This is a genomic window from Nocardiopsis sp. NRRL B-16309 (genome assembly GCF_001279585.1).
GTDB lineage: Bacteria > Actinomycetota > Actinomycetes > Streptosporangiales > Streptosporangiaceae > Nocardiopsis.
Genome location: NZ_LGEC01000065.1, coordinates 213,714 through 238,854 on the forward strand (window position 1 = coordinate 213,714; position 25,141 = coordinate 238,854).

At 71.6% G+C, this 25,141-nt stretch carries 24 protein-coding genes and 1 tRNA gene; 13 read left to right on the forward strand and 12 right to left on the reverse strand.

The genetic code is table 11. The features are described 5' to 3' along the window. Positions 1-187 precede the first annotated feature (187 nt). Both ADL05_RS10690 and ADL05_RS10695 read right to left on the reverse strand, forming a co-directional pair. The gene (locus tag ADL05_RS10690) at positions 188-619 is read right to left on the reverse strand and encodes a VOC family protein (protein WP_053616730.1); all 432 of its coding nucleotides are present in this window, start codon (positions 617-619) and stop codon (positions 188-190) included. A 145-nt stretch (positions 620-764) separates the two neighbouring features. Then, positions 765-1,580 carry an SDR family oxidoreductase gene (locus tag ADL05_RS10695; RefSeq protein ID WP_053616731.1) on the reverse strand — a complete coding sequence of 272 codons (816 nt, stop codon included), beginning with the start codon at positions 1,578-1,580 and terminating at the stop codon, positions 765-767. A 54-nt stretch (positions 1,581-1,634) separates the two neighbouring features. Here ADL05_RS10695 and ADL05_RS10700 point away from each other — a divergent pair, with 54 nt between their 5' ends. Further along, positions 1,635-2,207, forward strand: a complete 573-nt coding sequence (locus tag ADL05_RS10700; protein WP_053616732.1) for a TetR/AcrR family transcriptional regulator — start codon at positions 1,635-1,637, stop codon at positions 2,205-2,207. 118 nt (positions 2,208-2,325) lie between these two features. Next, on the forward strand, positions 2,326-2,952 hold the full coding sequence (locus ADL05_RS10705) for a dihydrofolate reductase family protein (RefSeq protein WP_053616733.1): 627 nt from the start codon (positions 2,326-2,328) through the stop codon (positions 2,950-2,952). Between the two features lie 112 nt (positions 2,953-3,064). Here the strand turns inward: ADL05_RS10705 and ADL05_RS10710 are convergent, their stop codons facing one another. Both ADL05_RS10710 and ADL05_RS32275 read right to left on the reverse strand, forming a co-directional pair. Beyond that, positions 3,065-3,481, reverse strand: coding sequence for a TIGR03668 family PPOX class F420-dependent oxidoreductase (locus ADL05_RS10710; protein WP_053616734.1), 417 nt, complete (start codon positions 3,479-3,481; stop codon positions 3,065-3,067). Positions 3,482-3,492: 11 nt separating this feature from the next. After that, complete coding sequence (locus ADL05_RS32275) at positions 3,493-4,494, reverse strand: TIGR00341 family protein (RefSeq protein ID WP_053616735.1); 1,002 nt, start codon at positions 4,492-4,494, stop codon at positions 3,493-3,495. A gap of 453 nt (positions 4,495-4,947) precedes the next feature. Here ADL05_RS32275 and ADL05_RS10720 point away from each other — a divergent pair, with 453 nt between their 5' ends. From ADL05_RS10720 to ADL05_RS10735, 4 genes are all read left to right on the forward strand, one after another. Beyond that, on the forward strand, positions 4,948-5,517 hold the full coding sequence (locus tag ADL05_RS10720; RefSeq protein WP_053616736.1) for a TetR/AcrR family transcriptional regulator: 570 nt from the start codon (positions 4,948-4,950) through the stop codon (positions 5,515-5,517). Positions 5,518-5,655: 138 nt separating this feature from the next. Further along, on the forward strand, positions 5,656-6,108 hold the full coding sequence (locus ADL05_RS10725; RefSeq protein ID WP_231640700.1) for a helix-turn-helix transcriptional regulator: 453 nt from the start codon (positions 5,656-5,658) through the stop codon (positions 6,106-6,108). Positions 6,109-6,113: 5 nt separating this feature from the next. Further along, positions 6,114-6,332 carry a hypothetical protein gene (locus tag ADL05_RS10730; protein WP_082376277.1) on the forward strand — a complete coding sequence of 73 codons (219 nt, stop codon included), beginning with the start codon at positions 6,114-6,116 and terminating at the stop codon, positions 6,330-6,332. A gap of 108 nt (positions 6,333-6,440) precedes the next feature. Continuing rightward, positions 6,441-8,834, forward strand: coding sequence for an excinuclease ABC subunit UvrA (locus ADL05_RS10735; RefSeq protein WP_053616739.1), 2,394 nt, complete (start codon positions 6,441-6,443; stop codon positions 8,832-8,834). On the opposite strand, the gene ADL05_RS10740 is transcribed toward ADL05_RS10735, so the two are convergent. Next, positions 8,797-9,171 carry a hypothetical protein gene (locus ADL05_RS10740; protein WP_156365803.1) on the reverse strand — a complete coding sequence of 125 codons (375 nt, stop codon included), beginning with the start codon at positions 9,169-9,171 and terminating at the stop codon, positions 8,797-8,799. The genes ADL05_RS10735 and ADL05_RS10740 overlap by 38 nt on opposite strands. Positions 9,172-9,510: 339 nt before the next feature. Here ADL05_RS10740 and ADL05_RS10745 point away from each other — a divergent pair, with 339 nt between their 5' ends. Continuing rightward, positions 9,511-11,076 carry an FAD-dependent oxidoreductase gene (locus ADL05_RS10745; protein ID WP_053616741.1) on the forward strand — a complete coding sequence of 522 codons (1,566 nt, stop codon included), beginning with the start codon at positions 9,511-9,513 and terminating at the stop codon, positions 11,074-11,076. A 220-nt stretch (positions 11,077-11,296) separates the two neighbouring features. Beyond that, positions 11,297-12,418: a calcium/sodium antiporter gene (locus ADL05_RS10750; RefSeq protein WP_053616742.1), complete on the forward strand. Its 1,122-nt coding sequence runs from the start codon at positions 11,297-11,299 to the stop codon at positions 12,416-12,418. Between the two features lie 12 nt (positions 12,419-12,430). Here the strand turns inward: ADL05_RS10750 and map are convergent, their stop codons facing one another. Next, positions 12,431-13,201 carry a type I methionyl aminopeptidase gene (gene map, locus ADL05_RS10755; protein ID WP_053616743.1) on the reverse strand — a complete coding sequence of 257 codons (771 nt, stop codon included), beginning with the start codon at positions 13,199-13,201 and terminating at the stop codon, positions 12,431-12,433. Between the two features lie 392 nt (positions 13,202-13,593). Between map and ADL05_RS10760 the strand changes: the two genes are divergently transcribed. Next, positions 13,594-14,271 carry an AAA family ATPase gene (locus tag ADL05_RS10760; RefSeq protein ID WP_231640693.1) on the forward strand — a complete coding sequence of 226 codons (678 nt, stop codon included), beginning with the start codon at positions 13,594-13,596 and terminating at the stop codon, positions 14,269-14,271. 268 nt (positions 14,272-14,539) lie between these two features. Here ADL05_RS10760 and ADL05_RS10765 read toward each other — a convergent pair. Beyond that, positions 14,540-14,612, reverse strand: a tRNA-Thr gene (locus ADL05_RS10765). 234 nt (positions 14,613-14,846) lie between these two features. On the opposite strand from ADL05_RS10765, the gene ADL05_RS10770 reads away from it, so the two are divergent. Continuing rightward, a complete protein-coding gene (locus ADL05_RS10770) occupies positions 14,847-15,323 on the forward strand; it encodes a nitroreductase/quinone reductase family protein (protein WP_053616745.1) in 477 nt (158 codons plus the stop codon). A 43-nt stretch (positions 15,324-15,366) separates the two neighbouring features. Here the strand turns inward: ADL05_RS10770 and rlmB are convergent, their stop codons facing one another. Both rlmB and cysS read right to left on the reverse strand, forming a co-directional pair. Next, positions 15,367-16,320: a 23S rRNA (guanosine(2251)-2'-O)-methyltransferase RlmB gene (gene rlmB, locus ADL05_RS10775; RefSeq protein ID WP_053616852.1), complete on the reverse strand. Its 954-nt coding sequence runs from the start codon at positions 16,318-16,320 to the stop codon at positions 15,367-15,369. 138 nt (positions 16,321-16,458) lie between these two features. Next, positions 16,459-17,853 carry a cysteine--tRNA ligase gene (gene cysS / locus ADL05_RS10780; protein ID WP_053616746.1) on the reverse strand — a complete coding sequence of 465 codons (1,395 nt, stop codon included), beginning with the start codon at positions 17,851-17,853 and terminating at the stop codon, positions 16,459-16,461. Between the two features lie 277 nt (positions 17,854-18,130). Here cysS and ADL05_RS10785 point away from each other — a divergent pair, with 277 nt between their 5' ends. Next, positions 18,131-20,653 (forward strand): DUF2637 domain-containing protein, encoded by a 2,523-nt coding sequence (locus tag ADL05_RS10785; RefSeq protein ID WP_053616747.1) that lies wholly within the window; start codon positions 18,131-18,133, stop codon positions 20,651-20,653. 324 nt (positions 20,654-20,977) lie between these two features. Here ADL05_RS10785 and ispF read toward each other — a convergent pair whose 3' ends face one another. From ispF to phoU, 3 genes are all read right to left on the reverse strand, one after another. Further along, positions 20,978-21,448, reverse strand: coding sequence for a 2-C-methyl-D-erythritol 2,4-cyclodiphosphate synthase (ispF, locus tag ADL05_RS10790; protein ID WP_082376266.1), 471 nt, complete (start codon positions 21,446-21,448; stop codon positions 20,978-20,980). A gap of 36 nt (positions 21,449-21,484) precedes the next feature. Continuing rightward, positions 21,485-21,967, reverse strand: a complete 483-nt coding sequence (locus ADL05_RS10795) for a CarD family transcriptional regulator (RefSeq protein ID WP_053616749.1) — start codon at positions 21,965-21,967, stop codon at positions 21,485-21,487. 362 nt (positions 21,968-22,329) lie between these two features. Next, positions 22,330-22,992, reverse strand: coding sequence for a phosphate signaling complex protein PhoU (gene phoU / locus ADL05_RS10800; RefSeq protein WP_053616750.1), 663 nt, complete (start codon positions 22,990-22,992; stop codon positions 22,330-22,332). Positions 22,993-23,140: 148 nt separating this feature from the next. Here phoU and ADL05_RS10805 point away from each other — a divergent pair, with 148 nt between their 5' ends. Together ADL05_RS10805 and ADL05_RS10810 are read left to right on the forward strand one after the other, a co-directional pair. Then, entirely contained in the window at positions 23,141-24,310 is a 1,170-nt protein-coding gene (locus tag ADL05_RS10805; protein WP_369800927.1) for a sensor histidine kinase, read from the forward strand. Further along, positions 24,307-25,005, forward strand: a complete 699-nt coding sequence (locus ADL05_RS10810; RefSeq protein ID WP_053616752.1) for a response regulator transcription factor — start codon at positions 24,307-24,309, stop codon at positions 25,003-25,005. Before ADL05_RS10805 ends, ADL05_RS10810 begins: the two co-directional genes overlap by 4 nt. Positions 25,006-25,141: the final 136 nt, after the last annotated feature.

Consider the following 25,141-nt stretch of genomic DNA (forward strand, 5'->3'; position numbering starts at 1 on the left):
AGGCACGAAGCGATCCCGGGACCATCCCCGCGTGCGCGGGGAAATCATGAGAGGGGATGGTCCTGTTTACCGCGGTAAACAGAACCAGTCCCGCGTGCGCGGGGAGCACGTCCGCACCCGGTTCTCGCGGCAGTCCCACGCCGGACCATCCCCGCGTGTGCGGGGAGCACCATCGAACTGCGCTCGGCTAGCCGATGCGCCCGCTCTTCCGGTGCGGTTCCTCCTCGGGACTCGGGCCCAACAGGTCCCACCGGTTGCCCGCGATGTCCAGGAAGACGGCGATCCGGCCGTAGGGCTCCTCACGCGGCTCGGTGACGAACCGGACGCCCGCCGCCGCCATCCGGGCGTACGACCGCTCGAAGTCGTCCACCCGCAGGAAGAACCCCACCCGCCCCGCCACCTGGTCGCCCACCACGGCCGACTGCCGTTCCCCGTCGGCGCGCGCCAGCAGGAGGCCCGTGCCACCGCCCGGCGGCCGGACCACGACCCACCGCTTCGCGCGGCCGTCGTTGGTCAGCGACGGGACGTCCTCCACCAACGCGAAGCCGAGCGCGTCCACGAAGAACGCGATCGCGGGGTCGTACTCGTCCACCACGATCGTCACCAGGTCCATGTGCATCCCGACACCGTAGCCCGGCGCCGCCCCGGCCGCCCCCGCGCGAGGCAGTCGACCCCCCTCGATGACAGGCGGAACGACCCGCACTCGGCGCGACGAAGCCGGATCCCCGACGGCCGGGCCCGCGGGGATTCGGCCGTCCCCTTCCTCACGGGGACGCGGCGGCCTCGCGTTCGGCGAGGACCTGGGCGGCCCGGCCCAGCATGCGCCCGTTGATCCGGATGGACAGGGCACGGGGCAGCAGGCGGGACATCACCCGCATGCGACGGTCGGGGACGTGAGTCGCCCGGCCCCGCAGGAACGCGGCCAGCGCGTCCCGCACGGCCGCGCGCGCCGGGTAGGGCCGGATCGGCAGCGAGGCGCGGTCGAGTCCGTAGGCGTCCATGACCGGCGTGTCCACGTTCCCCGGGAGCAGCACCATGACGTCGACCCCGGAGGAGGCGAGCTCGTGGTGCAGGCCCTCGCCGAGGTTGAGCGCGTAGGACTTGGAGGCGCTCTCGTGGGCCATGTTGGGCAGCCCGTGCTTCGCGCCCAGGGCCGACACGAGCACCATGCCGCCGCGCCCGCGCGCGGCGAACCGCCGACCGAAGGCGTGCGCCAGGTCCAGGTGGGCGGTGGTGTTGACGGTGTGCCGTCGGTGCAGGTCGGCGACCTCCTGGTCGAGGAAGCGGCCGGGCCTTCCGGCACCGGCGTTCGAGATCAGCAGTCCGACGTCGAGGTCGGCGGTCGCGTCGATGATCGTCGCGGCGGCGCCCTCGCGGCTGAGGTCGACGGTGGCGATCCGGCACTCGATGCCGTGTTCTCGCGTGAGTTCGGCGCCGAGCGCTTCGAGGCGGTCGGTGGATCGGGCGGCGAGGACCAGGTGGAGTCCGGCCTCCGCGAGGTGTTCGGCGAAGGCGCGGCCGATGCCGGACGACGCTCCGGTCACGACCGCCCACGGGCCATAGGATAAGATTTGAACCATGGTTTGGACTGTAATCTAAGTTCGAGTCCAGGACAAGCGGATAGGCTGTCCGACGTGAAGAGACCACCTGACGACCTCGCACAGCGCCTGCTCGACGTCAGCGAGTCGGTACTGGGTGCCACGCCCCCGCCCCGCCTGGAGGACATCGCCAAGCAGGTCGGGGCGTCGCGGGCCGCGCTGTACTACTACTTCGCCGGTCGCGACGACCTGCTCGCCTTCCTGCTGACCACGCACGCCCAGGACGGGGCCCGGGCGGTACACCAGGCCATCGACCCGGACGGATCGCCCGAGCGGCGGTTGCGGGAGATGGTGGGCGCGCTCGCCGACTACCTGGCGCACCGTCCGGGAGTCTGCGTGGGGCTGCTGGGCGCGCTGGGAGCGGCGGGCAAGATGAACGAGGTCCTGAAGGCCAACGACGAGTGGATCGCCGGTCCGCTGAGGGACCTCCTCACCGAGTGCCACGCCGACGGCGCGGTCGGGGTCGAGGACGTCGGCGACGCCGCGAACACCATGCTCGGCGGGCTGCTGCACGGCGTTCTGGGCCGGGCGATGGCCGAAGCGGACCCGACCGACCCGCGGTTCCTGGAACGGCTCCGCGACCAGGTGCTCCGCGGAGTCCTCGTCTAGCCTCGATCCCCGGAGCCCGTGCGCCGGGACCCAGGCGACGGTCCCGGCACACGCGGCCGATGAGTTCGGTCCGGTGTCCTGGTCAGTCCAGGCGACAACCGACCACGGAGGCCACGCCATGAAGCTCACCACCACCACATGGATCACCGTCGACGGCGTCATGCAGGGGCTCGGCGGAGCGGACGAGGACCGCAGGGGCGGGTTCGAGCGCGGCGGATGGGCCATGCCGTACTTCGACGACGAGGCCGCGGCGTTCCTCAACGGCGTCTACCAGCGCGCCGACGCGTTCCTGTTCGGCCGGCGGACCTACGAGATCTTCGCGGGCTACTGGGGAGTGATGCCGAACCCCGACGACAATCCCATCGCCTCGGCCCTGAACACGCGGCCCAAGTACGTCGCGTCCACCACCCTCACCGAACCGGGGTGGGCGGACACGACCGTCCTCTCCGGTAACGTCGCGGCCGCCATCGGCGAACTGAAGGACACGCGGCCGGGTGAGCTGCAGGTGCACGGCAGCGGGGGCCTGGTCCGCTGGCTGTTCGGGAACGGGCTCGTCGACGAGGCCGTCCTGTTCGTCTGCCCGGTGGTCCTCGGCCAGGGCACCCGGCTGTTCCCGGACAGCGGCCCGGACACGGCACTCGGCCTGGTCGACTCGCGGACCACCCCGAGGGGAGTGACGATCCAGGTCTACCGGCCCGACGGCCGCCCGCGGTACGCGACGGCCGAGCCGACCCCGAACACGTGACGGGCACCGTGGACACCGTCGCCGAGCGCCACCGCCTCGGCCACGAGGGGCCGCGGCCGTGCGCCCCTCCGCCGCCAGGGCGCACCGCACGGCTACCGCGCCGGCCCGCGCGCTACCGGAACGACCATCCCGACCAGTGCACGACGGTCACCAGGATGATCGCCCCGTCCGGCGGCGCCTCGACGTACTGGACGTAGCGGGCGATGAGGCGCGCCCGCGCGTCGGACCAGGCCGGGCCCTCGTGCTCGACGCGCGCGAACCCGTCCGCGCGCGCCCACCACAGGCGCTCCCAGTCGTCGCTGTACTCGTCGGTGAGCAGGGACACCCGCGGGTTCTCGGCGATGTTGCGGAGCCGGCGCAGGGCACGGGAGCGCTTCGGCTTGTCGTCGACGGCGATGGCGACCGTGTCCGCGTGGGCGGCGAAGGTCACCGGCACCAGGTGCGGGCGCCCGACGGCGTCGACCGTGGCGAGCCTGGCGGCGCGGCTCGCCGCGAACGCCTCGCGGGCCCGTTCGACGTTCCACCTCATGTCCGCCCTCCTCAGCTCCCGGTCTGCCCGGCGTCGACCCGCTGCCCGCGGGTCGTCTCGACGACGACGGGGATGCCCGCGGGGATCCGCGTGTCGAGCCGCGCGACCAGGTCGTCGGTGGGCGGGAGGTCCTCGCGGGTGCGCACGTCGACGTGCAAGGTCCTGGCATGCATGGTCACACCGGTCACGGTGGCGGTCGGTTCGTCGGCCAGCCACTCCTGGGCCGCGGACTCCCCCCGGCCCGTCCAGACGTGGATGAGCACGTTGAGCGTGGTGTTGGCGACCAGGAGCAGCAGCACCGCCGTGAACAGCAGGGCCAGGCCCGTGTACGCGCGGCGCGAGGAGTGCCCGGTGTCGCGGTTCTCCGGGGTGCTGTACCCGGAGGCCGCGAAGACCACCATCCCCGCGAAGACCAGGGCCAGGAGGTTGGACAGGAACAGCACCAGGGCTCCCAGGGCGAGCCAGAACGCGCCGTGTCCCAGGCACACCCCCACGACCACGAGGGGCGGTACGAGGGAGATCGCGATCGCCACGCCGGGGAGGACGGCCGCGACGTCCTTGCGCGAGAGCGCCACCGCGCCGGCCAGTCCGGTCGCCATCGCGGAGACCAGGTCGATCAGGCCCGGCGAGGTGCGCCCGGAGATCTGGCTGTTGCCGAGCAGCTCCGCGCCTCCGGGCATCACCCATGAGAACACCAGCCCCACGGTGATCACGAGAAGACAACCGAAGACGACCACCCGGACCGATCCGGTCCGCCGCTTCTGGACCACCCCCAGCGCGATGCCCATGATCGGCGTGGACAGCGGAGCGATGATCATGGCGCCGATCACGGTGGCCGTGGAGTCGGTGAGCACGCCTCCGGCGGCGATGACCGCCGACAGCGTCAGCATCGTCCAGAAGGCCGACCGCTTGGACCGGCTGTCCCCGGCCGACAGGTCCACGCCGTCCGCCAGTTCGTCCAGCGATCGGCGCTGGTTGACGGGGAGGACGTGACCGAGGATTCCGCTTCGCATGGGCCGAGTATCGCCCGCGGGGCGGTCCGGCGGACGGGCGACACGACGGGCCGTCACGTCCTCGTCACAGGGCGCCCGCCGAGCCGCCGAAGGGCTCGGGCCACCCCCTGCCCCAGCGGCGGCGTTCTGTTCGCGTGGGGGCGCACGCGTGGTCAGCGCACGCCTCCGGGCTTGCGCATCGGGCGCGGACGCGGCGCGGAACGGGGCTGCGTCCGCTGGCCGCGGCTCCGGTGGCGCGTCGGCGGCGGGACGGGCGAAACGGCCCGGGGTCGAACCGCCCGCGGCCCGGAAGCGGCACTCCCCAGGCCGAGGTCGATGTCGAGTCCGAAGGTGAGGGAACGGGCATCGGTGGCTCGCATGTGCGGCTCCATAACACTAGGGACATAGTACTTTGTCTGACGTGGTCAGAACGTAGTACTACACTCATAGTGGTGTCAACCCGAGGAGCCCGGAATGCGGAAGAACCCCGAGCGACGCGCGTCCCTACTGGACGCCGCCATCGAAGTCCTCGCCCGTGAGGGCATGCGCGGCCTGACCTTCCGGGCCGTGGACGCCGAGGCCGGCGTCCCGGGCGGGACGGCGTCCAACTACTTCGCCAACCGCGACGCCCTGCTCACCCAGATCGGCCACCGCTTCTACGAGCGCCTGGAACCCGACGCCGCCCTCGTCGCCCATGTGCGGGAGGGGCCGCACGACCGTGCCAAGGTCACCGCGCTCATGCACGAGCTGGTCGAGCGGGTCAGCTCCTTCCGCTCCGGCTACCTGGCGCTGATCGAGCTGCGTCTGGAGGCGACCCGCCGTCCCGAACTGCGCCGCCTGCTCACCGAGCGCATCCGCGCCGACGTCGACGCCAACATCGACTTCCACCTGGCGTCCGGGCTCCCCGGGGACAGGACGACCGTCGTCCAGCTCCTGCTGTCCCTCAACTGGCTGATCCTGGAGCGGCTCACCCTGCCCGACGTCTTCCCCGAGGAGCAGGTCCACGACCTCGTGACCGACCTCGTCGAGCGCGCCCTCCCCTGACCGACGCCCGTCCGTGCCGGTCCGGGACCTCCGCGGGCGTGCGCGGGCACACGCGGCCCGCGCACCGCGCACGGTCTGTCGTTCCTTGACCGGCCCCGGAACATGTCACCCTGGCCAACGCCGCGGGGACGTGGCACGATCACGCACGTGACCACCTCCGCCACGCAGCACCTGAGCGACCTGGCCCGATTGCGTCGTGTCCGCGACCGGATCGACCGGGAGTACGCCCTGCCGTTGGACGTGGAGGCGCTCGCCCGGGGCGTGAACATGTCGGCCGGGCACCTGAGCCGGCGGTTCCGGCAGGCCTACGGGGAGTCGCCGTACTCGTACCTGATGACGCGGCGGATCGAGCGGGCGATGGCGCTGCTGCGGCGGGGCGGACTCAGCGTGACCGAGGTGTGCTTCGAGGTCGGCTGCTCGTCGCTGGGCACGTTCAGCACCCGCTTCACCGAGCTGGTGGGGATGCCGCCCAGCGTCTACCGGAACGAGGCCGAGAAGTCCACCGAGGGCATGCCCTCGTGCGTGGCCAAGCAGGTCACCAGACCGGTCAGGAATCGAGAAGCGCAGGCCCGGGGCCCCGGTCTAGATTGACGCACATGGACATCACCGTTCACCAGAGCTTCCTTCCGCACCCGGATCCCGGCGCCTCGCCGGTCTTCCGCCGCGACGCGCTCGGCCTCGGCGCCGCCGTCGCGCGACCGCGGACGGGCGGCGCCGAGGCCGTCCAGGGACCGGTCGACCGGCCGTACGGACTCCGCGGCTCCGCCTTCCGCGAGTCCGCGGGCGACATGCTCCGGATCCAGCGACCGCGCTGAGCCGGGCCACGGGCGCGGCGGCGGCGCCGACCAGCGGCACGCCCGCCCCCGCCCTGCGCCAGGGGCTCCCATCCAGGTGACCGACCCACCCTCACAGACGGAGACACGATGAGCACGCCCACGGAGACAGACGCGCCGGTGCCCGCACGGCACGAGGCCGACAGCCACGACCTCATCCGCGTGTACGGCGCGCGTGTGAACAACCTCAAGGACATCAGCGTCGAGATCCCGAAGCGGCGGCTGACGGTCTTCACCGGCGTCTCCGGCTCGGGCAAGAGCTCGCTGGTGTTCGGCACCATCGCCGCCGAGTCGCAACGGCTGATCAACGAGACCTACAGCACCTTCGTGCAGGGCTTCATGCCGACGATGGCGCGCCCCGAGGTCGACGTCCTCGACGGTCTGACGACGGCGATCCTCGTCGACCAGGAGCGGATGGGGGCCGACCCCCGCTCCACGGTCGGCACCGCCACCGACGCCAACGCGATGCTGCGCATCCTCTTCAGCCGGGCCGGACAGCCGCACATCGGTTCACCGCAGGCGTTCTCGTTCAACGTCGCCTCCATCAGCGGAGCGGGCGCGGTGACGGTGGAGCGCGGCGGAACGACCACGAAGGAGCGGCGCAGCTTCAGCGTCACCGGCGGCATGTGCCCGCGCTGCGAGGGGCGGGGCACGGTCAACGACATCGACCTCACCCAGCTCTACGACGACTCCAAGTCGCTGTCCGAGGGCGCGTTCACCATCCCGGGCTGGAAGTCGGACAGCCTGTGGACGGTGAAGGTCTACGCCCAGTCGGGATTCGTGGACCCGGACAAGCCGATCCGCGAGTACACGAAGAAGGAGATGCGGGACTTCCTCTACCACGACCCGGTCAAGGTCAAGGTCGAGGGCGTCAACCTCACCTACGAGGGACTGATCCCCAAGATCCGCAAGTCCTTCCTCTCCAAGGACCGCGAGGGGATGCAGCCGCACATCCGGGCGTTCGTGGACCGGGCGGTCACCTTCACCACCTGCCCCGACTGCGACGGCACCCGGCTCAGCGAGTCCGCGCGCTCCTCGAAGATCGAGGGCGTCAACATCGCCGACGCCTGCGCGATGCAGATCAGCGACCTGGCCGCGTGGGTCCGCGGCCTCGACGTGCCGGGGGTGGCCCCGCTGCTCGCCAAGCTCGGCCACACGCTCGACTCCTTCGTCGAGATCGGGCTGGGCTACCTCTCGCTCGACCGCCCCGCGGGCACGCTCTCCGGCGGTGAGGCGCAGCGCGTCAAGATGATCCGCCACCTCGGGTCGTCGCTGACCGACGTGACCTACGTCTTCGACGAGCCCACCATCGGCCTGCACCCCCACGACATCCAGCGGATGAACAACCTGCTGCTGCGGCTGCGGGACAAGGGCAACACGGTGCTCGTCGTCGAGCACAAGCCGGAGACGATCGCGATCGCCGACCACGTCGTCGACCTCGGCCCGCGCGCCGGGAGCGAGGGCGGCACCGTGTGCTTCGAGGGCACCGTCGAGGGGCTGCGGGCCAGCGACACCCTCACCGGGCACCACCTCGACGACCGTGCCGCGCTCAAGGACGAGGTCCGCGCGCGGACCGGCGCCCTGGAGATCCGCGGCGCGAACGCGCACAACCTGCGCGACGTCGACGTCGACATCCCGCTCGGCGTCCTGACCGTCATCACCGGCGTCGCCGGCTCCGGCAAGAGCTCGCTCGTCCACGGGTCGATCCCCGCGGGCGAGGACGTGGTGGCGATCGACCAGACCGCGATCCGCGGCTCGCGGCGCAGCAACCCCGCCACCTACACCAAGCTGCTCGACCCGATCCGCAAGGCGTTCGCCAAGGCCAACGGGGTCAAGCCGGCGCTGTTCAGCGCCAACTCCGAGGGCGCCTGCCCGAACTGCAACGGCGCCGGGGTCATCTACACGGACCTGGGGATCATGGCCGGCACCGCCACGACCTGCGAGGAGTGCGAGGGCAAGCGGTTCCAGGCCTCCGTGCTGGAGCACCGCCTGGGCGGCCGGGACATCAGCGAGGTGCTCGCGATGTCGGTGGCCGAGGCCGAGGAGTTCTTCGGCTCGGGCGAGGCGCGCACACCGGCCGCGCACACGATCCTGACCCGCCTCGACGACGTCGGCCTGGGCTACCTGCGCCTCGGCCAGCCCCTGACGACGCTCTCCGGCGGCGAGCGCCAGCGGCTCAAGCTGGCCACCCACATGGCGGAGAAGGGCGGGGTCTACGTCCTGGACGAGCCGACCACCGGGCTGCACCTGGCCGACGTCGACCACCTGCTCGCCCTGCTGGACCGGCTCGTGGACTCCGGCAAGTCGGTGATCGTCATCGAGCACCACCAGGCGGTCATGGCGCACGCCGACTGGATCATCGACCTCGGTCCGGGCGCGGGCCACGACGGCGGCCGGGTCGTGTTCGAGGGCACGCCGGCCGACCTGGTCGCCTCCCGTGCGACCCTCACCGGGGAACACCTCGCGGAGTACGTGGGCGCCTGAACAGCACCCCGCACGCGCCGAGGGCCACGGGGGCGATGACCGGCACGGCCACGAACAGTGCCGCGGTGGCCCGTCCCTGCCGGGCGAGCGCGCACTGGTCCCTCGTCCAGGAGTTGAGCCGTTCGTTCTGGAAGAGCGGATCGCTCGGGTGGAACACCCACGGAAGAACGGGGTGGCAGGGACTGGGTTCGTGCGAGCCCAGGGGGTGGCTGGACGGCGTCAGGAGCAGCAGGAGCAGGCCGATCGAGCAGACGGCCGCGATCACCAGACCCGCGACCAGCCGCCGCCTGGGCCGCCGACCCGCGTGGGAAGGTGCCTCTGCTCCGGGTACTCGCATGTGCGGCCTCAGCTTTCGTAGAGATGGGCGATCCGCCTGTCCTGCCACGGATTCCTCGTCGACTACAGAGTCCGATCCCCGATGGGTCGTTCGGGTTCGGACGGCAGCCTCAGCACCGGCACCACGCGTACGGCCCCCGGCGCGAACCTCCGTTCCTTCGCCCCGGGCCTCGATGCCAGGTGGCGCACGAGACGGCCCCCGGGACGCACCGGTTTCGGTTCGGAGTCCACCCCGGCGACCAGGGTCCATAACCAGGGGGAGTGTCTCGGTCACTTTTCGCATTCGATGACGCTGGGTATTCAGCCGGTGTCCCGTTCCCTCCCAGGACAGGCGGCTCCCATGACCCATGGCCACGGCATTCCTCCCACCACCACCATCACGCCGACCGACAAGCGCTACCCCGCACTCAGCCGGGGGTTCAACCAGCGCTGGATCGCCCGGCCCGACCACGTCCGACTGACCGGCTCGCCCGAAGGCGTGGCCCGCGCCCTGTCCGAGGCCGTCAACCAGGAAGGCGGGCACCCCGACCGCACCCGGATCACCGTGCGGTCGGGCGGCCACTGCTACGAGGACTTCGTCTGCGGCGACGACGTCCGGGTGATCATCGACGTCAGCCCCATGTGCGGGATCTACTACGACCCCGCGCTGGAGGCGTACTGTGTCGAATCCGGAGCCACCAACTGGCACACGTACAGCCACCTGTACCCGCTCAGCGGCCGGGCCCTGCCCGGCGGCTCGTGCTACTCGGTGGGGAGCGGCGGCCACATCACCGGCGGCGGATTCGGCCTGCTCTCCCGGCAGCAGGGGCTCACCGTCGACTACCTGTACGCGGTGGAGGTCGCCGTGGTGCGCCCCGACCGCTCGGTCGAACTCGTCCTGGCCACCCGCGACGACCCCGACCCCGACCGCCGCGACCTGCTGTGGGCGCACACCGGAGGCGGTGGCGGGAACTTCGGGGCGGTCACCCGCTTCTGGTTCCGAGATCTGCCCGAACCCCCGTCGAAGGTGCTCCTGACCGCGCGCTCCTGGCAGTGGTCGGACTTCACCCAGAAGGAGTTCGCGAAGCTGGTCACGGCCTACGGCGAGTACTTCCGCGACCACCAGGACCCGGAGGAGGCGTCGGGGAAGCTGTTCGCGATGCTCAAACTCAACCACATGAGCAACGGGGAGATCGGCTTCCTCGCCCAGGTCGACGACGACGATCCCGACGGCGCCCGAGCCCTGGAGCACTTCCTCGACTCCGTCGACGGCCGCATCCGGCCCGAGTCCACCCAGATGGCGGCGCCCATGGGCGAGCACCCGCCCGTGCAGGGGATGCGCGTGCCCCGGAGGCTGCCCTGGCTGACGGCCACCCAGGCGCTCAACGCCTCCGGTGAGAACCGCTGCGGCAAGTACAAGTCCGCCTATCTTCGCCGCCCCTTCAGCCCGGCGCAGATCGAGGCCATGTGGGACTACCTGGGCAAGAAGCGCTACGGCGACTACGTGAACAAGGAGGCGCTCATCCAGGTCGACTCCTACGGGGGCGCCGTCAACCGGCCGCCCCGGCCGACCGCCGTGCCCCAGCGCGACTCCATCCTCAAACTGCAGTTCCAGGTGTACTGGAAGCGCGTCGAGGAGGAGTCGGCCGTGAACCGGCACATCGCGTGGATCCGCGACATCTACCGCAAGACCTTCGCCTCGACCGGAGGCGTCCCGGTGATCGGCGAGGCCACGGACGGCTGCTACATCAACTACCCGGACGCCGACCTCAACGACTCGTCCTGGAACGGCTCCGCCGACCGGTGGTCGAAGCTCTACTACAAGGACGCCTACCCCCGGCTCCAGCGGGTGAAGCAGCGCTGGGACCCGCTCAACGTGTTCCGCCACCGCCAGTCGGTGGAGCTCCCCGCGCCCGGGTCCTGTTAGGCACACCCGCCACCGCGGACGCGACATGCCGCTCCACGCGACCGTACGCGCCGTGGGCGAGGGCCCCGTCCGCGTGTTCGGCACCGACCCGGGAGGCGACCGCGGCCGACCGTGACGGGTGCCGCGAGGCGGCCGGGCGATAGCTTGTGGCCTGCGCGGGAGGAATCCGCGGTGCACGGGTATGCCACGTGCGGCGGCTTGGGGAGATCGAGGGGTTCGTGTGGACGCATTGGTGGTGCTCGCCCTGGTGGCGGGGTTGGTCCTGTTGGTGGCCGGAGGGGAGTCACTCGTCCGCGGCGCCGGGTCACTGGCGCGGAAACTGGGGATGTCCTCGCTGGTCGTGGGCCTGACGGTGGTGTCGTTCACGACGTCGGCACCGGAGCTGGCGGTCAGCGCCGACGCCGCGCTCTCCGGGTATCCGGGCCTGGCCGTGGGCAACGTCGTGGGCAGCAACATCGCCAACATCCTGCTGGTCCTGGGCGCTTCGGCGCTGTTCGTCCCCCTCGCCGTGCACTCACAGGTCGTGCGCGCCGACATCCCCGTCATGGTGGCGCTCTCGATCGTGGCGCTCCTGATGGCCCTGGACGGAAACCTGGGCCGCGTCGAGGGGTTCCTCCTGTTGGCGTCCCTGGCGGTCTACGTCGCCGTCACGGTGCTGGTCTCCCTGCGCCGGGCGTCCAGGGGCCCGGCTCCGGACCGGCCGGGCACCGACGGCGCCGAGCGGACGCGCCCGCTCTGGGCGGACCTGGCGCTCGTGCTCCTGGGCACGGCCCTGCTCGTGGCCGGTGCGCGGCTGCTGGTGTACGGGGCCAGTTCCATCGCGACCGCGTTCGGCGTGAGCGACCTGCTCATCGGACTCACGGTGGTCGCGGTCGGTACGTCGCTGCCCGAACTGGTGACCAGTGTGGTCGCCGCGCTGCGGGGCGAGCGCGACATGGCGGTCGGCAACATCGTGGGCAGCAACGTCTTCAACATCGGCGCGGTCCTCGGCCTGGCCGCCCTCGTGTCCCCCGGCGGCATCCCCATCGCCCCGGCGGCCCTGCGGTTCGACCTGCCGATCATGGTGGCGGTCGCCCTGGTCCTGCTCCCGATCGCCCTGACCCGGCTGGAGGTGGTCCGCTGGGAGGGCGGGCTGCTCGTCGGGTTCTACGCCGCCTACATCGCCTACCTGGTCGTGGAGGCCACCGAGCACGCGGCTCTGGGTCCGTTCAGCGCGGCGATGCTGTGGTTCGTCATCCCCCTCACAGCGCTGTGGATGATATCGGTGACGGTCTACGAGCTGAGCGCCCGGCGCCGGGAAAGGCGCGCCACCCCGGTACCCGAAGGGCGGGGACCAGGGTGAGCCCCTCGGCGCCTACCTCGGCAGGGTGAGGATCTCGGCCCCGTCGTCGGTGATGGCGATGGTGTGCTCGCTGTGCGCGGTCCGGCACCCCGTCGCGCTGCGGAGCGTCCACCCGTCGGCGTCGGTGACGAGCTCGGCGGTGTCCGCCATGACCCACGGCTCCAGCGCGAGCAGCAGGCCGGGACGCAGCTTGTACCCGCGCCCGCGCCGACCGGTGTTCGCGATGTGCGGGTCCTGGTGCATCGTCGATCCGATGCCGTGGCCGCCGAACTCGGTGTTGACCGGGTATCCGGCCGCGCTGAGGACCGAGCCGATGGCGTGGGAGATGTCGCCGGTCCGGGCCCCGGGGACCGCCGCGGCGATCCCCGCGCTCAACGCGCGTTCGGTCGCGCTGATCATCGCGACGCTCTCCGGTGGCCGGGACTCTCCCACGACGAAGCTGATGGCGGCGTCCGCGGCGACTCCCTCCAGAGAGACGGCCAGGTCCAGCGTCAGGAGGTCGCCTTCGGCGAGCGCGTAGTCGTGGGGCAGCCCGTGCAGCACGGCGTCGTTGACGGCCGTGCAGATGTAGTGGCCGAACGGCCCGCGCCCGAAGGAGGGCGCGTAGTCCACGTAGCAGGACCGCGCCCCGGCCTCGACGATCATGTCCCGGGCCCACCGGTCGATCTCCAGCAGATTCGTGCCGACCGCGCAGCGGCTCCTGGCCGTCCGCAGGATCTCGGCGACCAGGGCACCCGTCTCCCTCGCGCGGGACACCCCGGCGGGGCTCAGAATCTCGACCATGCGGCACCCCACTCATGAAACCAATAACTATACCGGTACTACTCTACCGGCATCAGGGATGGCTCGACGAACCGGGACCCGCCAGGACGCCGGGAGGGCCCGCGGGGACCGCGATCGCGTGAGAACGGAGGGCGTTTCACCGGATCCGTGCGAGACCAGGTGTTGAGGTGCCGCCGGCGGTCCGGTGCCCGACCATCAGGCACGAACAGGTCCGGCTGGGAACGGGACGAGAGGACGGGGCCCACGTCCTCGACGAGGGCCGTCCGGGTGCCGTCGGCCCGAGCGTCAGGGCGTGTTCCGTCAGCGACCCAAGGTCATACGATGAGCATGTCTCGTGGTTCGGGAGATCTGACAGACGCTCGGTAGGCGGTACTGGAACCGTGCTTACGTATGTGCCCACGAAGGACGCGCTGGTGCGCGGGGCGGTCTACCCTCGGCGGTCCCTGGTCCTGGTCACCGGGGTGCCCGGGGCCGGGAAGAGTACCCTGCTGAGGCGGCTGTTCGGCCTCCGCGGGGACGAGGAGCGGACCGTGCTCACCGCGGACGGTGTGCGGGTGATCGACTCGCTACAGTCGCGGTACCAGCTGAGGCCCCTGCTTCGCCTGGTCCCCTACCCGCTGTGGCGCTGGGTGGTGCACGTACTGCACCTGGCCCGAGTGGCCGCGGCGCTGCGCGGCGGCCCGGTCGTGGTGCACGACTGCGGGACCCGGCGCCCGGTTCGCATGCTGCTCGCCCTGCTCTGCCGCCTCCGCCGGTACGAGGTGCACGTGCTGATGATCGACGCCACCCCCCAGGAGGCCCTGACCGGCCAGAACGCCCGGGGACGACGGGTCACCGAGCGCAGCCAGCGGATGCACTCGCGGCGCTGGCGGGAGTTGCGCGCGGCCACCCGGCACGGGCCCGCGGCCTTCACGCCGAGCGCGCGCAGTCTGCTCGCACTCGACCGGCGCCGGGCACGGGAGCTGGCCTGGATGCGCTTCCGCCCCTGCGCGGATCCCCCCTGCCCCCAGCACTCCGCGACGGAGTCGCCCTCCACCCAGGTGGAACTCGTGATCTCCGATCCCCCCTGACACCGGCCCCGGCGGCACGACCTCCCCCGTGCACCAGGTGCGGAAACGGGCGGCCGAACGCTTCGCCCGCGGTGACACGACCGGGACTGCGATCGGCGGCGCGCAGGGTCAGGACGAAGGAGTCGACGTGGGTCTTCAGGGGTCCTGCGGCAAGGTTGCGCGGTCCCCGGCGCACACGCCGGGTGCCCCATAGGCGATTACTCTCCAGGCGGTGAGGCTGTCAGCGGAGTGACTCCGCCTCAAGATGTCCCAGGTCAGACCATGTGAGAGCCAGCGAGGGGACTTGAACCCCTAACCTATCGCTTACAAGGCGATTGCTCTGCCAATTGAGCTACGCTGGCGGGCTCCCAAAGCCTGACGACCTCGGGCGCGTCCACCCGAATGGTACCGGTTCGAACGCCCACAGGCCTACTTGGTGGTGCACGAGCCGGGACATCTCCGCGGTGAAACCCGTCCCCGCCCTCAGGGGCGGATCCAGGCGGCCCCCGGCCCCGGTCGCGGACGACGGGGGCTTCGGGCACTGTCGCGTGCTGTCGGCGAGGGGATAGTGTCGATCAACCGAGAGCTGGGGTGCCATGGTCGACGAACGCAGGCGATCGACGCGGCTTCCGCCGCGGTGGTTCATTCGGACGGCGTGGCGCGTACACCGCGCCCTGTACCGCGTCACACGCGGCCGGGTCGGTCTCTGGGCTCCGACCGCCCGTCGCTGGGGCACCATGCGCCTGACCACTGTCGGCCGCCGCACCGGCCGCGAACGCAGCATGATCCTCGCCTACTTCCAGGACGGTCCGAACCTGGTCGCTCTCGCGATGAACGGCTGGGCCGAGCCCGAGCCGGCGTGGTGGCTGAACCTGCGGGCCCGTCCCGAAGCCGACGTCGAGCTGGTGGACGGTCGACGCGGGGTCCGGGGGCGGGAAGCCGTCGATGAGGAGCGGGCCCGCCTCTGGGCCCGGTGGAACGAACTGGGCACGGACCTTGACGCCTATGCGGCGCTTCGGCCCGGCCGGACCGCGATCGTGGTCCTCGAACCCTGGTCGGACCAGGGGGACTGAGCAGGAGAGCGGTCCCGGAGCAGGCTCCGGGACCGCTGGTGTCCTAGGCGGACGCGCCGCGGCGGCGGGCGACCTCGTACAGGGCCACCCCGGCCGCGACGGAGGCGTTGAGGGACTCCGCGCCGCCGATCGGGATGCTCGCCACCACGTCGCAGGCCTCTCGCACCAGGCGCGAGAGTCCCTTGCCCTCGGAGCCCACGACGACCACCAGCGGGCCGGTGGCCAGCTCCAGCTCGGGCAGCTGCGTGTCTCCCTCGGCGTCGAGGCCGACCACGAAGAGGCCCGCCTTCTTGAAGGACTCCAGCGTGCGCGTCAGGTTGGTGGCCTGGGCCACGGGCAGGCGGGCGAGTGTGCCGGCGGAGGTCTTCCACGCCGTCATGGTGACGCTCGCCGAGCGCCGCTCCGGGATGACGATCCCGTGCGCGTTGAACGCCGCGGCCGAGCGGGCGATGGCGCCCAGGTTGTGCGGGTCGGTGACGCCGTCCAGCATGACGACCAGCGGCGGGGTGTCCGCCTCCAGAGCGGCGTCGAGCAGCCCCTCGGGCGCCCAGTACTGGTAGGGCCGCACCTGGAGCACGATGCCCTGGTGGGTGGCGTCGGGCAGGCCGTTGCTCTCACAGCGGCGGTCGAGGTCGGTGCGGTTCACCTCGACGATGTCCACGCCCTGGGACCCGGCCAGCTTGGCCGCCTCGTTGACCCGGTCGTCGGGGTCGAGGCTGTTGGACAGGAACAGGCGGGTGGCGGGCATGCCCGCCCGCAGCGCCTCCACGACCGGGTTGCGCCCGATCAGCAGGTCGGCGCCCTCACCGCGGCGCTCGTTGCGCGGTCCCGGCTGTCCACCGGGCTGTGCCGGGCGGTTGGCCGCGCGGGCGCGCTGCTTGCCCTGGTACCAGTGCCGCTCCTTGGCGGGCAGGGTGCCGCTCTTCCCCTCCAGGGAACGCTTGCCCTTACCGCCGCTGCCCTTGGTCGGGCCCTTCTTGCTCTTCTTCGCCGGCATGGTCGCCGCCTCCCCGTACATCATCGCGCGAGCATGCCGGAAGCACTCGTGTGTCCGGCTGGTGGAATCCGCCGACCAGCGCGCGGGCGGCGGCGAACTTCCAGACTAACGCCGCCGCGCCACCGCGCGTGTCCTTCGTCAGCCGCGCCGCAGGTCCCAGCGCGGCCCCTGCGGGGTGTCCTCGACCACGACGCCCGCCTCGGTGAGCCGGTCGCGGATCGCGTCGGCCGCCGCGTAGTCCTTGCGGGCGCGGGCCGCCTGGCGCTGTTCGAGGGCGACCGCGACCAGGGCGTCCACGACCTCGCGCAGGCCCTGTTCCCCGCTGGCCCACTGCTCGCTGAGCGGGTCCAGTCCGAGGACGCCGAGCATCGTCCGCAGCTGCCCGGCCAGTTCCGCGACCTTCTCCTTGTTGCCCGCGTTCAGGGCGGTATTGCCCTCGCGCACGTGGCCGTGCACGACGGCGAGGGCCTGCGAGACGCCGAGGTCGTCGTTCATCGCGGCGGCGAACTCGGCGGGCACGTCCCTGGTGGGGACGACCTCGCCCAGTACCTCGACGGCACGGGTGACGAAGCCCTCGATCCGCTGGTAGGCGGCGGCCGCCTCCTGGAGCGCGGCGTCGGAGTAGTCGATGGTGGACCGGTAGTGCGCCTGGCCCAGGTAGTAGCGCAGTTCGACCGGCCGGACCTTCTCGACCAGTTCCGGTATGCGCAGGGAGTTGCCGAGCGACTTGCTCATCTTCTCGCCGCCCACGGTGAGCAGGCCGTTGTGCAGCCAGTAGCGCGCGAAGCCGTCGTCGGCCGCCCGCGACTGGGCGAGCTCGTTCTCGTGGTGCGGGAAGACCAGGTCCAGCCCGCCGCCGTGGATGTCGAAGGTCGGCCCGAGGTACTTGGTGGCCATCGCCGAGCACTCCAGGTGCCAGCCCGGGCGGCCGCGGCCCCACGGGGTCTCCCAGCTCGGCTCGCCGGGCTTGGCGCCCTTCCACAGGGCGAAGTCGCGCGGGTCGCGCTTGTCGCGCGCGGCGTCGGCGGACTCCACGACCTGGTCCGGGCGCTGGTTGGACAGCTCTCCGTAGCGCGGGTAGGAGCCCACGTCGAAGTAGACGTCGCCGGAGGAGTCGTCGGCCGCGTAGGCGTGCCCGGCGTCGATGAGCCGGCGCATGAGGTCGATCATCTCGGGCACGTGGCCGGTGGCCCGCGGCTCGACGGTGGGCGGCAGGCAGCCCAGGACGTCGTAGGCGTGGGTGAAGGCGCGCTGGTTGCGCTCGCTGACCATCCACCAGGGCACGCCCTCGGCCGCGGCGACGTTGATGATCTTGTCGTCGATGTCGGTGACGTTGCGGCAGAAGGTGACGTCGTAGCCGAGGTGGGTCAGCCATCGGCGCAGGATGTCGAAGTTGACGCCGGACCGGATGTGGCCGATGTGGGGGGGTGCCTGCACGGTGGCACCACACAGGTACAGGGAGGCGCACCCCTCACGCAGCGGGGTGAACTCGCGGACCTGTCGGGCACTGGTGTCATAGAAGCGCAGACTCACGTTGTCAAGCGTATCCGCTTTCCCCTCGGCCCCGCGTCACAAACGTGGAGCGTGCCGGGGCTGAATCGGCTCCCGGACAGGTCACGACCCGGATATGGACTGAACCGTATTCGAGACATCGGGGCATGGGATAACTCGCTTCCGCCGCCGAGCGCCGCCTTCCACCGCAGGCAAAAACCTGACAAACGCCCACAGAACGACACGACATCGTCCGATCGGGAAGCGACCGTAATCGGCCGGAATCTCGTGTTAGCGCCACCGGCTGGACTACGCTGCGATGGCGATGGCCCCTTACAACAACGCCCCCGAGACAGGGACACGGAACAGTCGGCCCGCAGGTCGCGGCTCGGGAGCCGGTGCTCTCGTCGGTGGCGCCCTGTTCGTCGGCGTCATCGCCGTGTGCGCCCTCGTCATCTCCTACCACGGCATCTTCCAGTTCGCCGAGTACGGCGGACACGAGGGGAGCCCGCTGGCACACGTGTTCCCGGCGACCTACGCGCTGCTGGTCCTGATGGCCTTCTGGGTCAGCTACATGCTGCGCGAGGCACGGCCGAGGCAGCGCCTGTGGGTCGACGTCATCCTGATCCCCGCGCTGGTCCTGCTGGCCGCGGGCGCCATGCTGCTGAGCAACTTCCAGCTCGTGGAGTCGGTGAACCAGCGCGTCGCCAACGTCATCGTCGCCGTCGCGCCCCTGGCCGCGCTCCTGGTCGCCTTCCTGCTGTGGCTGACAGTGCGCGCGCACATCCGGCGCCGCCGGCGGACGTCCCCGCGTCCGCGCCCCGACGAGGACCGCACCACGGTGCTGCCCGCCCGGGCGGTCGCCCCGCCCGAGGACGAGTTCGACGAGGACGATGACGAGGAGGACGGCGCCCTCAGCACGCGGCTGTTGCGTCTGGGCGCCGCCGACGACACCGTCATCCGCACCTCTCCGGCCCGGACCGCCGCACCTCGGGACGATGACGCACCGCCCGTGGGCCGCCTGCGCGCGCAGCCCGACGCCCCCGCGGACGACGCCCCGGAGAAGGACCCCTCGGAGGAGGACGACGCGCGGACGGCCCCTGAGGCACACGGTCAGGACGAGCCGGGCGGACCGGAGGAGCCGGACCTGCCGGAGGCCTCCGTCCCGACGGTTCCGCTGCCCCGCCGCGCGAGCCGGGGCGACAACCCGATCAAGCGCGCCGTCGAGACGGTGCCGGTGGTACCCGGAGCGGCCCGGCCCGCGCCCGTGGAGACCGGAACCGAGGACGGCCCGGACGTGGCGGACGGCCTCACGGACGAGGGCTTCCAGCACGAACCCCCGCCCGGCGACCCCACGACGGACGAGGCGGAGGCGCCTCCGGCCGTCACCGGGCCCCCGGCACCGGAACCCGGACCGGCCGTGGTGCTCCCGTCGTCGGACGAGGAGGACGAGGAGCCGCTCTCCCCCGTCACCGACCCGGCCGTGCCGCGGGAGGACCGGTCCGCGCCCGGGACCGGAGCCGACCTACCCGGCGGGCCAGCGGCGTCGACCCGGGCCACGGACTCGGACGGCACCAGGGAAATCGACGATACGGCCACGGAGCCTGACGGGCGCGTGGAGTCGACCGTGTCGACGTCGTCCCGAGCGACGTCGGAGCCGGAGGCCTTCGCGGAGCCCTGGGCCGGAGACGTGCGGACGGACGACCGCGCCGCACCGGGCGCGTCGTCGACGTCCGCCACGACGGTGGGACCGGACGCCCCGGGGAACGACGCGGCAGCGCGGCAGGACGAGCGCGCGCCGCGTCTCGGCCTGGCCGCGGACGAGGGCACGGACGGCCGCTCGGGCCGGGGCTCCGACCGTTCGGACCAAAACGCCGACGACATCGCGGACACGGACGGCACCGCGCCCGTCGGCGCGCCCTCCCAGGAGGACGTCCCGCCCGGACCCGTCGCTCCGGCCGAGCCCTCCCCGGCCGGTGACCTCTGGGAACCACCCGAGGAGGAGGCCGACACCAGCGCCCTGGACGACTACGTCCCGCCGGTGTGGACCCCGCCCGGCGAGGAGCCCGAGGACCCCGAGGAGCCCCGGGACGGGGACGGAGCCGGCCACACCGGCGGGCCGACCGCGCCCACCGCACCCGTGGCACCCGCGCCCGCCCTCGACCACGACACGGGCCCGGAGGTACGCGCCGCCTTCCGTATCGGCCCACCGGCTCCGGAACCCTCCGGCGCGGTGCCTCCCACTCCGCCGCGATCCGCGGTGGAGACCCGTGCACCACGCTCGCCTCACGCGCCCCACGTCTCGGGGACGGTACCGCCCGGCGCGGCCCGCCCCACCCCGGAACCGGAGCCGGAACCGACTGCTCCGGAGCACCCGCGACCCACCGAGCCCGGACCCGGGCCGGAACGGTCCCGGACGTCCGAGCCCGGACCGACGGCGGCCACGCACCCGGAACCGGTGTCCGAGTCCGAACGGACGACGGCCCCGGTCGCGGAACCGGCGCCCGGTTCCAGATCGGTTCCGGACCCGACCTCCGAGCCTGGAACGGTCTCGGACCCGGGCCGGAGCACGGAACCCGCGCCCGAGTCTGGATCGACCCCGCGCCCCGACCGGAGCACGGAACCCGCGCCCGAGTCCTCGGCGGACCCGGCACCCGGACGGCCCGCCGACCCGCCGTACGCCGCCGAACCGGAGCGCCCCGCCCTGCGCAAGCGGCCGCTGCGCAAGCCCGTGGAGAAGCGGTCGATGGTCCTCAAGCCGCCGCGGCCCCCGATGCCGGACTTCTCGGCCGAGCCGCCCTCCCGACGCGTACGCAGCGAGCCCCTGCCCCCGGAGGAGTAGCTCCGCCGCCGCCCGGTCGGTCCGAGCCGCCCCAGTCGCTCTCCCGGCCGACTGCTCTCGGCCCGGCCGCTCTCAACGGCCCCGGCCGCACTCGACCCTCCCGGGCCTCCGCCGTGCGGGCTCAGGCCCGTCCACACGGCCCGCCGACGGCCACCGCCGTGGGCCCACGGCCACCGAGACCGACCCGGGACCCCTCCCGACCGATCCCGCACGGACCCGAGCCCCCGACCCCGAACCCACCCAGGGCATGGCAAAGGGCCCCGGGGCGCACACGTTTCCTCCGTGTGCGCCCCGGGGCCCTCGCGTCGTACGGAGCCCGGCCGCTCAGCCCCCGGGAGCGCAGAGGGCCGTCGCGACGGCCGCGATGCCCTCTCCCCGCCCGGTGAGGCCCAGGCCGTCGGTCGTGGTCGCCGAGATGCTCACGGGCGCTCCCACGACCTCTGACAGCGTCTTCTCGGCCTCCGCGCGCCGGGGCGCGAACTTGGGCCGGTTGCTGATGATCTGAACCGCCACGTTGCCGATCTCGAAGCCGGCCGCACGCACGCGCGCGGCCGTCTCGGTGAGCAGGGCGGCACCGGACGCGCCCTTCCACCGTGGGTCGGACGTGCCGAAGTTGGATCCGAGATCCCCGAGCCCGCAGGCCGACAACAGCGCGTCGCACGCGGCGTGCGCGGCGACATCGCCATCGGAATGGCCACTGACACCATCTTCTCCCGGCCATTCCAATCCGGCCAGGAAAAGGGTTCGTCCAGGAGCAAACGGGTGGACGTCGGTTCCGACGCCCACCCGAGGCATATTCGTCATCAATTACGCGATTCTACGACCGTGCCCTCAGCCCGTCAGAACCTCGTCGAGGAGGGCTTCCGCCTTGTCCTCGTTGGTCTTTTCCGCCAGTGCGAGTTCGCTGACGAGGATCTGCCGCGCCTTGGCGAGCATCCGCTTCTCGCCGGCGGACAGACCGCGTTCGTTGTCCCGGCGCCACAGGTCGCGAACAACCTCGGCGACCTTGTTGACATCGCCCGACGCCAGCTTCTCCAGGTTCGCCTTGTAGCGCCTGGACCAGTTGGTGGGCTCCTCGGTGTGCGGTGCGCGAAGCACCTCGAAGACCTTGTCCAGGCCCTCCTGCCCCACCACGTCGCGAACGCCGACATCCTCGGCGTTCGAGGCGGGCACACGCACCGTCAGATCGCCCTTGTCGACCCTCAGAACGAGGTAGGATCTGTCCTCGCCCTTAATGGTGCGAGTCTCGATCGCTTCAATACGAGCAGCCCCATGATGGGGGTAGACAACAGTGTCGCCGACCTTGAAAGCCATGTGACAGGTACCCCTTCCGCTACCACAAGGATACCACGAATCTGTGACTTAACGTACCTAATAGGTTTGCGAACACGCAGGTCAAGGGTACCTTTTTGGGGCTTGACAAAGTCTACCCGAACGGCACCGACGCCGGGTCGGACCAGGTCAGTGAGCGCTCGGACCCCTGCTGGCCTGGGCGACCCGCGCTCCGGGGGAAGGGGGCCGGTGAAGCGTGTCGGGGCGCGAACCGGTAGGGTTCCCCGCGCCGGAGCGATACATGTCACGATTTCGACACAGGCCGGTCGGCGCTCGTCCCCCTCCGCTTTCGAGTGCCCCTCCGACCCTTTCCGCCCCGGACGCGCGGCTCCACTCGGCCCGGCTCAGGACTCCGGCTCGTAGTCCTCCCGCTTCTCGCCGGTCACCATGTACACCAGGTTGTCCGCGACGTGCACCGCGTGGTCACCGAAGCGTTCGTAGAAGCGGCCGACCAGCGTCACGTCCATGGTGGCCTCCACCCCGTACTCCCAGCCCGGGGTGAGGATCCGCTGCAGCAGCTTGCGACGCAGCCGGTCCATCCGGTCGTCGTCCTTGTCCAGCTCCAGCGCGGTGTCGGGGTCGCGTTCGGTGATGACCTCGCCGGCCTTGGTCACCAGCATCTCCGCCTGGTGGCCCATCTCCAGCACGATCGAGCGGACCGGCTTGGGGATCGCCGAGTCCGGGTGGCGCCGACGGGCGATCTTCGCAAGGTGGACCGCGTGGTCGCCCATCCGCTCCAGGTCACCGCGCATGTAGAGCGACGTGATGATCATCCGCAGGTCGGAGGCGACCGGCTGCTGGCGGGCCATCAGGCTGAACGCCGTGTCCTCGATGTCCTGGTCGAGGCGGTTGATCGCCTCGTCACCGGAGATGACCTCCTGGGCGGCGGTGAGGTCGCTGTCGAGCAGCGCCGTGGTGGCGCGGGCGACCGCGTGCCTGGCCAGCCTGGTCATCTCGACGAGGCGTTCACTCAGGCTGTCGAGGTCCTCGTGGTAGGTATCGCGCATGGCGTCAATGCTCCCAGTGGTTGTTTGAAGTGTCGGCCAAGAGTTGGTGAACGGTGGAAGAAGCTCGGTTGTGTCGCGGTCCCTCGGAGGGTAAAGACTGAGTCGGTCCGTTTACGATCGAACCGTGCAAGGGGAACTACTCGCTGCCGTGACCGGCATCTTCGGACTCGTGACAGGCATCGTCTTCGGTGTCCTGGCCGGTCCCTTCTTCCGTACCCGCGCGGTCGACCGCGGGACACCGGACCCACCTCGTCCCGACAGCGGCGCGCTGCCGCCCGGGATCGCCGAGGTGCTCTCCGCGCTTCCCTCCTCAGCCGTCGTCCTCGACTCCGCGGACCGCGTCCTGCGCGCCTCGTCCGCGGCCCGCGCCTTCGGCATCGTCCGGGGCGAGGAACTCGTCATCACCGAACTCCTGGCCCTGGCCAGGCAGGTGCGGCGGGACGGGGTGATCCGGGAGACGGACATCGAGGTGGCCGTCCGCAAGTTCGGCCCCGACGCCACGTCCTTCGCGGTACGCGTGGCCCCCCTGGGCGGAACCGGGCTCGTCCTCGTCCTGGCCGAGGACCAGACCGAGCACCGCCGGGTGGAAGCCGTCCGGCGCGACTTCGTGGCCAACATCTCGCACGAGTTGAAGACCCCGGTCGGCGCGCTGTCGCTGCTCGCGGAAACGGTACAGGACGCCAGCGACGATCCCGAGGCGGTGCGCCGCTTCACCGACCGCATGCAGACCGAGGCGTCCCGCCTCACCGCGGTCATCCAGGACCTCATCACGCTCTCGCGCATCCAGGGCGCGGAGCCGATGGCCGAGCCCACCCGGGTGGACCTGGGCGCCGTCGTGGAGGAGGCCCTCGACGCGGTGCGCATGCCGGCGGACGCCAAGGGCATCGAGCTGGTCGGCAGCGGCGCGGAGGGCGTCACCGTCCTCGGCGACGAGGGGCTGCTCGGGACGGCCCTGCGCAACCTGGTGGCCAACGCCGTGGCCTACAGTCCGAAGAACACGCGCGTCGCCGTCTCGGTCGGCGTGTCCAGGACCAGCGTCGACATCAGCGTCGCGGACCAGGGGATCGGGATTCCCCAGCAGGACCTGGAAAGGATCTTCGAGCGGTTCTACCGTGTGGACGCCGCTCGGAGCCGGGCCACCGGCGGAACCGGTCTCGGCCTGGCCATCGTCAAGCACATCATGACCCACCACCGTGGAGAAGTGAACGTGTGGAGCAAGGAGGGGTCCGGGTCGACGTTCACTCTGCGTCTGCCCAGACCCGAGAGCCGAGGGGCCGAAGCCTCCCGGAACACCGACCGTCAGGAGGCGGCACAGTGACGCGCGTACTCGTTGTCGAGGACGAGGAATCGTACAGCGACGCCCTGTCGTACATGTTGCGCAAGGAGGGCTTCGAGGTCGCCGTGGCGCCCACGGGAACCGTGGCCCTGGAGACCTTCGACCGCACCGGCGCCGACCTGGTGCTGCTGGACCTGATGCTGCCGGGGCTGTCGGGCACCGAGGTGTGCCGGACCCTGCGGCAGAAGTCCAACGTCCCCGTGATCATGCTCACCGCCAAGGACTCCGAGATCGACAAGGTCGTCGGTCTGGAACTCGGCGCCGACGACTACGTGACCAAGCCCTTCTCGTCCCGCGAGCTGGTGGCGCGCATCCGCGCGGTGCTGCGCCGCCGGGGCGAGGACGAGGTGGTCCTGCCCGCCGCCCTGGAGGCCGGTCCCGTCCGCATGGACGTGGAGCGGCACGTGGTAACGGTGCGCGGCGACCACGTGCAGCTTCCCCTGAAGGAGTTCGAGCTGCTGGAGGTGCTCCTGCGCAACGCCGGGCGGGTGCTCACCCGGATGCAGCTCATCGACCGTGTGTGGGGTGCCGACTACGTCGGTGACACCAAGACCCTCGACGTGCACGTCAAGCGCCTGCGCGCGAAGATCGAGGAGGACCCCGGCACCCCGAGGTACATCGTGACCGTGCGCGGCCTGGGCTACAAGTTCGAGCCGGTGACCGCCGCGGTGGAGTAGGACTCCACCCCTCCCTCTCCCCCTGTCCCGGGACGTGGCCCGCCACCTCCCGGGACCGCCGTCTCCGGGCCGCTGGCGCGCCCGTGGACCGCTTCCGACCGCGTATCCGCCGTACGTGCCTGGTCGAGCGCCACTC